The organism is Lonsdalea britannica (genome assembly GCF_002111595.1).
GTDB classification, from domain to species: Bacteria; Pseudomonadota; Gammaproteobacteria; order Enterobacterales; family Enterobacteriaceae; genus Lonsdalea; species Lonsdalea britannica.
On record NZ_LUTN01000011.1, the window covers coordinates 127,453 to 140,156 of the forward strand.

The window sequence follows — 12,704 nt, forward strand, 5'->3', positions numbered from 1 at the left end:
ACTAATCAGGCAACCTGTTTTTGCAGCTGGCTTAATTGGCCCCAGCTGGTGTCATCCACATAAATCCCCTCTTCCACCCGCTGCCGATAGGCTATTTGCTCCGGTTCGCCCGGCAGTAGCAGTTCGCCATCTTCACGGGACTGCCGAATCCATTCCAGCAGTACGGGGATTTCCTGTTGATAGAGCGCATTGCCGCCCAACCGATTGGGGTCGAACAGAATAGACAGCATACTGTTGATGATTTGATTGCCTTTCCCGGTGGCCGTACGCTCATTGCTGCCGCCGGTTAATACCGCGCCCAGCAGTGAACAGATGACGGCCAAACCCGAACCTTTATGCTGCCCGAACGCCAGCAGCGCGCCGGTGGGCTGTTCCATTAACCAACGGGGATCCACGGCGGGTTGGCCCTGATTATCCACGATGCAGCCGGGCGGCAGCAGCTTGCCTTCATTCCACGCAATACGGGCTTTATTACCGGCGATCACGCTGGTCGCGAAATCCAGAATCACCGGCGCTTTACCCGCGACAGGGATACCCGCGCAGAACGGATTCGTCCCTAATCGAGGCTGAACGCCCTGCCACGGCATGACCACCGGGCGGTTGTAGACATTGGCAAAATGCAACGACACCAACCCGGCTTCCGCGGCCTGCTCCGCCCAGGCCCCGATGCGTCCCAGATGATGCGCATCCGCCAGTCCGACAACGGCGACGCCGTGTTCCTGCGCGCGCTCAATACCCTCCGCGATGACCTGTCGGGCGACCACCTGACCGAAACCATGCTGTCCCGCAAAAGAGATCAGCGGCCCTGCATCCAGCGTCTTTTCCGCCACGGCGTAAGGCCGCAGTCCGCCATCGCGAATGGCGGCGACATAACGCGGGAGCATACTCACGCCGTGAGAGTCGTGCCCTTTCAAACTCGACTCCACGAGATTATCCGCGACCAGACCTGCAACCTCTTCTGTCACCTCAACGGCCAGCAAACACTCGCGTAAATAACCTCGTAAATACTGATGAGAAAAAACGGGCATGACATTTTATTCCGGGTCAATAGACAGATGATGAATATCATGCACCGTATTTTTTATTCGATAAGTCAAAATTAGTGCTTTGAATAGAAGCAAATTCGCTAAGCAATATTCAGGCTTTCTTTTACCAACATTCATACAAATGAAAAGCCAATAAATTATTCCAAAATAACATTTATAAAATTCACTCATTGCCTCATAGCATACGCAGACTTTCATTATCGTCCGGCGGTCACCGCTTCATTTTTCTTTATTTTTTTATTTAATATAAGTGAGAGAAATATGGATTCATCAGGAAATCAGAAAAAAACTGCCATTACCGGACGACTGACGGCATTGGCCCTGCTGGCAGGGCTGGGACTAAGTTTTGCGCCCTTGTCTGCCGAGGCGGAAGGAAATATTCGCATTGCTCAGCAGTTCGGCATCGGTTATTTGATTCTCGACGTGGTCCGCGATCGACAGCTCATCGAGAAACACGGCAAACAGCAAGGTGTCGATATCAACGTGGAATGGCGCACGCTCTCCGGCGCGACTATCATCAATGAAGCGTTACTTTCCGGCTCGCTCGACGTGGCCTCTGCCGGGGTGCCCCCGGCGCTGACCCTGTGGGACAGAACCCGTGGTCGACAGAACGTAAAAGCTATCGCATCGCTGGGCTCTATGCCCAACTACCTACTCAGCAACAACCCCGCGGTTAAAACGGTGCGCGACCTGAGTGAAAAAGACCGTATCGCCACGCCTGCGGCAGGCGTCGGTTTCCAGTCCCGCACCTTGCAAATTGAGACAGCCAAGCTGTTCGGCAATGAAAACTTTAAGCGTTTCGACACCATTACCGTTAGCCTGCCGCATCCGGATGCCAGCGCCGCGCTGACCGCGGGCGGGTCTGAGATAACGGCCCACTTCTCCAGCCCGCCATTCCAATATCAGGCGCTGGAAAACCCCAAAGTCCACAAGATTCTGAGTTCCTATGATGTACTGGGCGGTCCCGGCTCGTTCAACCTGCTCTATACCACCCAGAAGTTCCACGATGACAATCCCAAAACCTACCGGGCGTTTTACGATGCGCTGAAAGAGGCCGCCGACATTATCAAGGCGGACAAAGCAGCGGCGGCGGAAACCTACCTCCGCGTGGAAAAATCGCGCCTGCCGCTGGAGCTGGTGAAGCAGATTGTCGAAGACCCCGAAATCGACTTCACCGTGACGCCGCAGCGCACCTATGTCTACGCCGAGAAACTGCATGAGCTGGGGATTTTGAAGAATAAAGCCGCTTCGTGGAAAGACTACTTCTTTGAAGAAATTCACGATCAGCCGGGTAGTTGACCGCACCTTAACGGGGACACGCGCCAGCCGAAATCTAGCTCCCGGTTGGTGAGTTTGCCACTTTTAAGACAAGGTTCGGGATTCGGGGTTCGGGGTTCGGGTTCGTCAGGATAGCCTAATGAGGAAAGCGACAGGCATTAAAAAACGCAGCGAGACGGCGTCGCGCTGCGTTTTGAACGTGGACTGCGCCGATTCAGGTGCAGTCCCGCTATGATAAAACCGATATTAGCTGGCGTTCTTCGCATTCAATCCGCGAATTTCGCTTTCATAGGAACGCGCTTTCTTCTCGTCGAACTGACCTTCCCATTTAGCGATAACCAGAACGGCCAGGGCATTACCCACCACGTTCAACGCGGTACGCGCCATATCCAGAATACGGTCGACGCCCGCAATAAAGGCCAGACCTTCCAGCGGAATACCCACGCTGCCCAGCGTCGCCAGCAGTACGACGAAGGATACGCCCGGTACACCGGCAATCCCCTTGGAGGTCAGCATCAGCGTCAGTACCAACACGACTTCCTGACTAATGGTCAGGTCGATGCCGTACAGCTGCGCGATAAAGATCGCCGCAATACTCTGGTAAAGCGTAGAACCATCCAGATTGAAAGAGTACCCCGTCGGCACGACGAAGCTTGTGATGGCCTTCGGCGCGCCATAGGCTTCCATCTTTTCGATGATACGCGGCAGCACGGTTTCGGAGCTCGCCGTAGAGTACGCCAGAATCAGCTCGTCTTTCAGGATGCGAATAATCATGCTGACGCGCAGTCCACAAAGGCGCGCCACCAGTCCCAGCACCACCAGTGCGAAGAACACGATCGCGCCGTAAACCATCACAACCAGTTTTGCCAACGGCCAGAGCGAGGCGAACCCGAAGTTAGCCACGGTCACGGCAATCAGCGCAAAGACCCCGACCGGCGCATAACGCATGATCATGTGGGTCACTTTAAACATCGTTTCTGATGCGCTGCGGAACACGTTCAGCAACGGATCACGCTGTTCGCGCGGCAGGGAAGACAGGCCCAGACCAAACAACACAGAGAAGAAGATCAGCGGCAGCATGTCCCCTTTCGCCATGGAGTCGAAGATGTTCGGCGGAATCAGTGACAGAATCGTGCCGACCAGGCTATGCGCGCCGCTCTGCACCTGCTCGGTGGTTTTCTCATATTGTGAAATATCGACGCTGGTTAGTGTCGACATATCAATGCCGTGACCCGGCTGGAAGATATTCGCCAGCGTAATGCCGAGAATAATCGCCACCGTCGTGACCACTTCAAAGTAGAGAATGGTTTTCAGACCAATACGACCCAGCTTCTTGGCATCGCCCACACCGGCGATACCGACCACCAGCGTGGTGATGACAATCGGTACCACGATCATTTTGATCAACCGAATGAAGATATCTCCGGCCGGGCTGAGAACATTGGCGATCAGCCACTGTTTTTCGGTCGGATGTTCATGCAAAAAGGCCCCAAGGGCAATACCAATCACCAAGGCGATGAGAATTTGCCACGCCAGGCTAATTTTTTGTTTTTTCATATCACTTTCCATTTCCTGTGCTCCGATCCTCGCAGGCGACGGTTCTACCGGCGCCTCACACCATCAGCAGATGCTGAATATGTCCAGACGAGGGGGAGGTTACAAAGATGAGGTGGTTTTTATTATTGCAGCGGCCGAATGGGGCGAGCTGTCTATTTATCATGCAAATAGTTATTCTCTTAAAACGAACAACTATTTGTATTTAAAAACAAAATCGCTGTTTTTATCAACAACGCATCTTGTCTAAGTTATTGTTAAAGCGAGGATGCTACTATCCCAGGTGGGTGAGATCAAGCCAATCATAGATAAGCAATTTCATAATTATGCTGTTAAGCAATACGATTTTTCCTGCATTGGCTACAGAAAATTCAGGAATATCAGTGCTATTTTTTAGCGCCATTAAGAATATAAAAGCACTCTGTCTTGCTGCAAAAAATTGAAAAAAAGACGGGGTACGAGCTCAAAAAGGGATGAAACGCTTGATTTCATCGTTCAAGGCGACGAAAAAGTCCTGGATCATGCGAGGAGAAGTTGGAGACGCCGATGCTCCGTGAAAATGAAGGCAGGCGCAAAAGACTGATGACGAGAATGGAGGCTAATAACAGCGCAGGTGAACAAAGGTCTTATTCACCCGCGCCGTTGGACAGACATCAGATCTGGTAATCGAGGACGTTTTCGTTGTCGCTTTCGGAGAAGACCCGCTGCTTGATCTCTTCCAGCGTCAGTTCCGGGTTGCAAAGCTGGATGAACTGCCACGTGTAGTTGCGCTGAAGCTGGCCGCGTTTGAGTCCGAGCCAAACGGTATTCGCTTCGAACAAGTGTTCCGCTTCAATGCGCACCAACCCGGCGTCGCGAACGGGATCGTAGGATCTGTCCGCCAAAATACCCACCCCTAAACCTAATTCAACATAGGTCTTAATAACGTCTGAGTCCTGCGCGCTAATCGCGATATGGGGAGAAAGTCCCGCAGCAAGAAATGCCCGATCGATGCGCGAGCGCCCGGTAATGCCCTGACGATAGGTGATCAACGGCACCGTATTGAGTTTATCCAACGTGATGGGGCCGCCGTCCGCCAGCGGATGTCCTGACGGCACAAGAATGGAGTGATGCCAGCGATAGTAAGGAAATGCCGCCAATGACGTCGTATTCATCAGTTGTTCCGAGGCAATGCCGATGTCCGCTTCACCTGAAGACAGCATCGCCACAATTTCCTCCGGCGTTCCCTGATGCAGCACCAGTTGCACCTGCGGATATTGCGTCCTAAACGACTGGATGACCGACGGCAGGCTGTATCGCGCCTGAGTGTGCGTGGTGGCAATCACCAAGACCCCGGCGTCGTTGTCGCTGAAGACGTTAGCCAGCCTGCGGATGTGGTTGGCGTCGTTCAGGATACGTTCGGCCATCACCAGCAGCTCTTTTCCTGGCTCCGTCATTCCTAACAGACGCTTGCCGCGCCGGATGAAAATTTCTATGCCCAGCTCATCTTCCAGTTCACGAATATGGCGGCTCACCCCCGACTGCGATGTGTAGAGTGTGTTCGCCACCTCGGTCAGGTTATAGTTGCACCGTGCCGATTCCCGAATAATTCTCAGTTGTTGAAAGTTCACACTTCGCCCCGCCCTTGTGCTACTTGTTAGCACTATTCATACGAAGTAATGTTATTTCGTACAAATAAACAAAATTTCCTACATATAACTTTTAAAGATATAGAACGTCGCTAAATGAGCATGCTCGCCCTTCAGGCCGCGACTGACGGCCCGCTGCGCGCATCACCGCGTTGTCATTCATCAGGATCGAGACTGTGTTAACGGGAATTTTTTTTGCGCTATCCGCCGGATTGATGTGGGGACTCATCTTTATCGGCCCAATGATCATCCCCGACTATCCGGCGGCGCTGCAATCTAGCGGACGCTATCTGGCCTTTGGACTGATCGCCCTGCCGTTGGCGTGGCTCGACCGCAACCGACTGAAGAAACTGTCTCGCAGCGACTGGTTCGAGGCACTGCGCCTGTCGGCCGTCGGCAATCTGCTCTACTACCTGTTTCTCGCCAGTGCGATCCAGCGGACCGGCGCGCCGGTTTCCTCCATGATTATCGGCACGCTGCCGGTCATCATCGCCGTCAGCGCCAATCTGTTGTACGGCCGGGAGGACGGGCAGTTGGCGTGGCGACGGCTGATCCCGTCGCTTCTGCTCATCATTACCGGTCTGGTATTGGTCAATATCGCGGAGCGTCAGGGCGCCGCGGAGTCCGTGCCGCTGCCACGCTATCTCAGCGGCATTGCCCTCGCGCTGATGGCGGTCGTCTGCTGGACCTGGTATCCGTTGCGAAACTCCCGTTGGCTGCGGCAACATCCCTCACATCATCCCATGACCTGGGCTACGGCGCAGGGCATCGCTACGCTGCCGTTGGCTTTCGCAGCTTATGTGATGGTCGGCGGATATCTGGCGCTGACCTCGCCGTCGTTTTCATTGCCTCTTGGGCCTCGACCCGAACGGTTTGTGCTGCTGATGCTGGCGATCGGCCTGTTGGGGTCCTGGCTGGGGACGATATGCTGGAATGCCGCCAGTCAGCGGCTGCCCACAGCGCTGATGGGGCCTATGCTGGTATTCGAAACGCTTTCGGCGCTGGCCTATACGTTTATGCTGCGTCAAAGCTGGCCGCCGGTGATGACGCTCGCGGGTATCGCCTGTCTGGTCTGCGGCGTCATTAGCGCCATGCGCATCAAGCCGCAGCCCGTCGTCAGTGCCGACGTCATTCGCTAACGACCTATCCCGCGTCTTTTTGTCATAAAGACAACGCACGTCTTCCTCTGGGATCACGCGTAGTCAACGGCGACACACAGCCTGTCGCCGCACCATGTTCATCAGACTTTACGCCGCTATGACGGCGATCAGTAAATCCCTCGCCCGCATCGGTCATCATCAGACGCTAGGACACCGTATCCGGACTGCGCGTCCACCGGTCTTCTGCGTAATAAGCCCGATGAGAAACCGGTTAGCCTCAGCAAGATCTGCAAAAGGCAGACTAAGCTTCAACGCAGAACAAGGCTCGCGCCCCACGGCGCATCACGCCGCCGATACGTCATTCGGGGCGCTCTCCAGCGGGAGCGCCGAAGGAGATACCCACATGAAAAAAGTGATCACCGTCTGCCCTTATTGCGGGTCAGGCTGCAAAATCAATCTGCTGGTTGAGAACAATAAAGTCGTCGGCGCGGAAGGCGCACAGGGTGTGACCAATGAAGGCGAACTCTGCCTGAAGGGCTACTACGGCTGGGACTTTCTCAACGATACCAAACTGCTCACGCCACGGTTGAAAAACCCCATGATCCGCCGTCATAAAGGTGCGCAGTTCGAAGTGGTCTCGTGGGATGAAGCTATCGCATTCGCCAGCTCGCGACTGCTGGCCATCCGCGAAAAATACGGCCCCGACGCCATCATGCATACCGGCTCTTCCCGCGGCCCCGGTAACGAAACCAACTACGTGATGCAGAAGTTCGCCCGGGCGGTCACCGGCACCAATAACGTCGACTGCTGCGCTCGCGTATGCCACGGCCCTTCGGTTTCTGGCCTCGATGTGACGCTGGGCAACGGCGCGATGAGCAACTCGATTTGCGAAATTGAACATACCGAGTGCGTACTGGTGTTCGGCTATAACGCCGCCGACTCACACCCTATCGTCGCCCGCCGCATCCTCAAGGCGCGAGCGCGCGGCGCCAAGATCATCGTCTGCGATCCGCGCCACATTGAAACCGCTCGCATCGCCGATTTGTGGCTGCCGTTAAAAAACGGTTCCAATATGGCACTGGTTAACGCTTTCGCCAATGTACTGATTGATGAAGGTCTCTACGACAAGACGTTTGTAGAACAACATACCGAAGGCTTTGAGGAATATCGCGCCATCGTCGAGAAATATACGCCCGAGTATGTCGCCGAGATCACCGGGCTGGAGCCCACGCTGATCCGCGAGGCGATCCGCATGTATGCCGCCGCCCCTTCCGCCACCATTCTGTGGGGCATGGGCGTTACCCAGTGGACGCAGGGGGTGGACGTCGTCAAAGGGCTATCGGGACTGGCGCTGCTGACCGGTAATCTGGGCCGCCCCAACGTCGGCGTTGGCCCGGTGCGAGGACAAAATAACGTTCAGGGCGCTTGCGACATGGGTGCGCTGCCCAACCTGTTCCCCGGTTATCAGGACGTCACCGATCCGGCGATTCGCGCCAAATTCGCTCAGGCGTGGGGCGTACACTCTCTGCCCGCGCACAAAGGATTTACGCTGACCGACGTGCCGCACAAAATCAAAGCCGGGAAAATCAAGGCCAACTACCTGATGGGCGAAGATCCGCTACAAACCGAGCCAGACTTGTCGTTGGTCCGTCAGACATTCGATGAGCTGGAATTGCTGATCGTGCAGGATATTTTCATGACCAAAACGGCGTCTGTCGCCGACGTCATCTTTCCGGCGACCTCATGGGGCGAGCACGAGGCGTTTACTCCGCCGCCGATCGCGGCTTCCAGCGCTTTTATAAAGCGGTGGAGCCTCAGGGTGACGTAAAACCCGACTGGGAAATCATCAGTCTGATGGCGACCGCCATGGGCTACCCAATGCACTACCGCAATACGCAGGAAATTTGGGACGAAATGCGCCAGCTGTGCCCACTCTATACCGGCGCAACCTACGAGAAAATGGCGGGGCTAGCCTGTATTCCGTGGCCCTGTGAGACGTTGGACAGTCCCGGAACGCCGTGGCTCTATGCGGGCAGCCAATTTGACCGTCCCAATGGCAAGGGGCTGCTATTCGCCACCGAGTGGCATCCGCCGATGGAGCAGACCGACAGCCAGTACCCGATGATCCTCTGCACGGTTCGCGAAGTCGGCCACTATTCCTGCCGTTCCATGACCGGTAACTGCACCGCCCTGCAAACGCTGGCGGATGAGCCGGGCTACGTGCAAATTAATCCGGTCGATGCCGCCGCGCTGGAATTACAGGATCAGCAGCTCATCTGGGTGGCGTCTCGTCGCGGCAAAGTCATTAGCCGGGCCGCGGTCAGCGAGCGGATTAATAAAGGTGCGGTCTACATGACCTACCAATGGTGGATCGGCGCCTGTAACGAACTGACGCTTGACGAGGTCGACCCTATCGCCAAGACGCCGGAATACAAACACTGTGCCGTGCGACTGGAACCGATCGCGGATCAACGCTGGGCGGAAGAGTATGTGCAGAAGGAATACAGCAAGTTGAAAGCGCATCTGCGCGATACAGCAGAAGTGTTCCACTAAACCTCACGTCATCATCGCGCCCTGCTCCACGGGCGCGTTTAACCAAGGCTCCATCCCCGTTCGATAAGCCCGACTTACTGGATCTGACCGGCACACGCTGTATTTACCGCCCCTGACGCCTTGTCAATAGACATGCATCACAGAGATGAAAAATAATGGCGTGATATTTAACGGCGGGAGTACCAACAAATAACATGGCAATTACATGCCTGATTGGAATTTAATTATTCTTGTCATCGCTGTAATGACATCAATAATATTTGACGGATATTTCCACTCATATTGTGACGTCTAAACGCGTTATCTAAATAATAACTCTGACGCCATATCGCCGCGTTATTCGAGCTAATAAATCTTATGGATAATTTAATTTGCTGCTAATTTGACCGCCGTCATAAGTAAATCTAATACCTGAAACAGGAGGATGGCGCTCAGACAAACAGCCCAATTAAATTAAATAAAAACAACAAGATAAAAAACAAACACACATAAGACACGGCACCGCTATGACGGGTAAATATCAAAAAAAACTCACTTTTCACTTTTTTTAGCGACAATTGTATTTCCCCTGACGAAAAAAAACGGTAAAACCCTTGATTCGCTGTTATTCAATAAGGCAAACACAATACGCCCAATAACAAGTCAGGGTGTCGCCTGAGTGTGTAAGGAAATACGCATGAGACGCCACGCTGCAATAATACGGTGTTGTCTGTACACATTCATCAACATGAGGTTCGTATGCAAAGGCAGAAGTTACTTTTACAGATAGTGGTCGCTATCGTCATCGGGATCATCGTCGGATGGGCCTGTCATGAGTTCCTGGATGGTACTCGTGCCAAAGAAATTGCTTCCTATTTCAATCTGGTTACCGATATTTTCCTGCGCCTTATCAAGATGATTATCGCACCGTTGGTCTTCGCCACGCTGGTTTCTGGTCTTGCCAGTATGGGTGACTCTGCTGCCGTGGGCCGTGTTGGTCTGAAAGCCATGATCTGGTTCGTCACCGCGTCTATTCTGTCGTTGATTATCGGTATGGCGCTGGCCAACCTCTTCCAGCCGGGCGCGGGCATGAATCTGGTCGCAACCACCACGCACGTTTCTACCGGGTTGAGCACCGACGGATTCACGTTGAAAAGCTTCATCAGCCACATCTTCCCGAAAAGTATTGTGGAAGCGATGGCGAACAACGAAATTTTGCAGATTCTGGTCTTCTCCCTCTTCTTCGGCTCCGCGCTGGCTTATGTGAAACAACACAACAAGCATGCCACCACGATTCAGTCTTTGATCGACGAACTCGCTAAAGTGATGTTCCGTGTCACAGATTACGTGATGGGACTGGCGCCGATTGCCGTATTCGCCGCTATCGCCTCCGCAATCACGACTCAGGGCTTGGGCCTGCTGTATGACTTCGGCAAGCTGATCGGTGAGTTCTACATCGGCTTAGCGCTGTTATGGGGCGCTTTGTTCCTGGTGGGCTATGCCTTCCTGGGCAAACGCATCGTCATCCTGGGTAAATTGATCCGCGAACCAACCGTACTGGCTTTCGCCACCGCCAGCAGCGAATCCGCCTATCCGAAAACCATGGAAGCGCTGACCAAATTCGGCGTGCCGAAGAAAATCTCCAGCTTCGTGCTGCCGCTGGGTTATTCCTTTAACCTTGATGGCTCCATGATGTATCAGTCCTTCGCCATCCTGTTCATCGCGCAGGCCTATAACATCGACCTGAGCCTGACCCAGCAGATTCTGATCCTGCTGACGCTGATGATCACCAGTAAAGGCATGGCCGGCGTCGCCCGCGCTTCCGTCGTGGTCGTCGCCGCAACGCTGCCGATGTTCAGCCTGCCGGAAGCGGGTATTCTGCTGATTCTGGGCATCGACCAATTCCTGGATATGGGCCGTACCGCCACCAACGTCATCGGCAACAGCATTTCCACCGCGGTGGTTTCCAGTCTGGAAAAAAATGTTCATGACGACGAGGAGGAGGATGAAGCAACAGACGCCTCCGCCCCTCAGGCAACTGAAACCGGGCAACAACACGCCTGAGTCTCCTGCCAACCATAAAAAACAGCGGCGATTTAGCCGCTGTTTTTTTGCCCTCCGCGCCTACTTACTCCGCAATCGTTTCTAAAAAACCATCACTTTGCGCATTCTGCCAGCAAACGAACCGGATTTAGGGTTTCGGCCTTTGACATGCCCTCAGCCCCTCGTTATTATGCGCCCCGTTCACACGATTCCTCTGTAGTTCAGTCGGTAGAACGGCGGACTGTTAATCCGTATGTCACTGGTTCGAGTCCAGTCAGAGGAGCCATATTCTTATTTTCATGCCGCTTTGCGAATCCCTATGTAATTCAGATTTAATAAGTTAGCGTGAAAAGCCTTCCCGATGCATTTTCAGTTTACCCTCCGCATCGGGAGAATTTGGTGGTCAGATTTGGGGTCAAGTTGGTTCGATGACGGAGTGACCCCAAAATGTCTCTTAACGACAAAAAAATCCGCAACTTAAAACCATCCACAAAACCCTTCAAAGTCTCCGATTCTCACGGTCTATACCTTTTAGTTAATCCAAGCGGTTCACGTCTTTGGTATCTCAAATATCGTATCAATAGAAAAGAATCCCGCCTCGGCTTAGGTGCCTATCCCGGTGTATCTTTGGCCGATGCTCGTCAACAACGTGACGGAATCCGCAAATTGCTGGCGCAGAATATCAATCCAGCACAACAACGCTCTGCTGAGAGAGCCACTGCCTCATCAGAGGAAACCTTCAAATCAGTGGCGATAAGTTGGCATAAAAGCAACAGAGCATGGTCGGAGAACCATGCAACCCGCCTGCTTGCCAGCATGAACAATCATATCTTCCCGATAATTGGACAACTGCCAGTCACTGAACTGAAAACCCGCCATTTCATCGACCTGCTGAAAGGGATTGAGAAAAAAGGTCTGCTGGAAGTGGCGGCGCGCACTCGGCAACATATGTGCAATATCATGCGCCATGCCGTGCACCAGGAGTTGATAGAGCATAATCCGGCAGCCAATCTGGACGGTATCATCACCCCGCCCGTTAAACGCCACTACCCTGCCCTTACGCTAGAAAAACTACCGGAACTGTTGACTCGCATTGAGGATTACAAGCAAGGGCGAGAATTAACCCGTTTGGCTGTATCACTTACTCTGCTCCTTTTCATCCGCTCCAGCGAGTTGCGCTTTGCCCGTTGGTCTGAGATTGATTTCAGAAACAAAATCTGGATCATTCCGGCTACTCGTGAAGCCATCCCCGGAGTGCGTTATTCCGGACGTGGTGCCAAAATGCGCACGCCGCATATCGTTCCCCTCTCCCGTCAGTCCATCACTATTTTGAAACAGATACGGGAAATCTCAGGGCATCAGGAACTCATATTTCCCGGTGCTCATAATCCGTATAAGCCAATGTGCGAAAACACGGTCAACAAGGCTTTGCGCCTGATGGGTTATGACACAAAAGATGAAATCTGCGGTCACGGATTCCGGACAATGGCCTGTAGTGCCTTGATGGAATCTGGACTATGGGC

The 12,704-nt window shown here is 53.6% G+C and carries 7 protein-coding genes, 1 tRNA gene and 1 pseudogene; 6 read left to right on the forward strand and 3 right to left on the reverse strand.

Annotated features, from left to right (window positions below; translation table 11 throughout):
- Positions 1–5: 5 nt before the first annotated feature.
- Complete coding sequence (locus AU509_RS10995) at positions 6–1,028, reverse strand: malate/lactate/ureidoglycolate dehydrogenase (protein WP_094118326.1); 1,023 nt, start codon at positions 1,026–1,028, stop codon at positions 6–8.
- A 279-nt stretch (positions 1,029–1,307) separates the two neighbouring features.
- Here AU509_RS10995 and AU509_RS11000 point away from each other — a divergent pair, with 279 nt between their 5' ends.
- Entirely contained in the window at positions 1,308–2,345 is a 1,038-nt protein-coding gene (locus AU509_RS11000; protein ID WP_094118327.1) for an ABC transporter substrate-binding protein, read from the forward strand.
- A 225-nt stretch (positions 2,346–2,570) separates the two neighbouring features.
- Here the strand turns inward: AU509_RS11000 and gltP are convergent, their stop codons facing one another.
- Positions 2,571–3,881 carry a glutamate/aspartate:proton symporter GltP gene (gene gltP / locus AU509_RS11005; RefSeq protein WP_085653747.1) on the reverse strand — a complete coding sequence of 437 codons (1,311 nt, stop codon included), beginning with the start codon at positions 3,879–3,881 and terminating at the stop codon, positions 2,571–2,573.
- A 650-nt stretch (positions 3,882–4,531) separates the two neighbouring features.
- The gene (cbl, locus tag AU509_RS11010; protein ID WP_085653746.1) at positions 4,532–5,488 is read right to left on the reverse strand and encodes an HTH-type transcriptional regulator Cbl; all 957 of its coding nucleotides are present in this window, start codon (positions 5,486–5,488) and stop codon (positions 4,532–4,534) included.
- A 194-nt stretch (positions 5,489–5,682) separates the two neighbouring features.
- Between cbl and AU509_RS11015 the strand changes: the two genes are divergently transcribed.
- The 5 genes and pseudogenes from AU509_RS11015 to AU509_RS11035 all read left to right on the forward strand — a co-directional run.
- Complete coding sequence (locus AU509_RS11015; RefSeq protein WP_094118328.1) at positions 5,683–6,645, forward strand: DMT family transporter; 963 nt, start codon at positions 5,683–5,685, stop codon at positions 6,643–6,645.
- A 364-nt stretch (positions 6,646–7,009) separates the two neighbouring features.
- A pseudogene (gene fdhF / locus AU509_RS11020) lies at positions 7,010–9,159 on the forward strand (formate dehydrogenase subunit alpha).
- Positions 9,160–9,897: 738 nt separating this feature from the next.
- The gene (locus AU509_RS11025) at positions 9,898–11,202 is read left to right on the forward strand and encodes a dicarboxylate/amino acid:cation symporter (RefSeq protein ID WP_085653743.1); all 1,305 of its coding nucleotides are present in this window, start codon (positions 9,898–9,900) and stop codon (positions 11,200–11,202) included.
- A gap of 189 nt (positions 11,203–11,391) precedes the next feature.
- A tRNA-Asn gene (locus tag AU509_RS11030) sits at positions 11,392–11,467 on the forward strand.
- 161 nt (positions 11,468–11,628) lie between these two features.
- Positions 11,629–12,704: tyrosine-type recombinase/integrase (locus AU509_RS11035; RefSeq protein ID WP_094118329.1), on the forward strand; the 1,076-nt coding region annotated here is incomplete at its 3' end.

Excerpts from the sequence above, each read along its gene's own strand:
- AU509_RS10995 (WP_094118326.1), bottom strand. The coding sequence starts at position 1,028 with ATGCCCGTTTTTTCTCATCAGTATTTACGAGGTTATTTACGCGAGTGT.
- AU509_RS11000 (WP_094118327.1), top strand. The coding sequence starts at position 1,308 with ATGGATTCATCAGGAAATCAGAAAAAAACTGCCATTACCGGACGACTG.
- gltP (WP_085653747.1), bottom strand. The coding sequence starts at position 3,881 with ATGAAAAAACAAAAAATTAGCCTGGCGTGGCAAATTCTCATCGCCTTG.
- AU509_RS11025 (WP_085653743.1), top strand. The coding sequence starts at position 9,898 with ATGCAAAGGCAGAAGTTACTTTTACAGATAGTGGTCGCTATCGTCATC.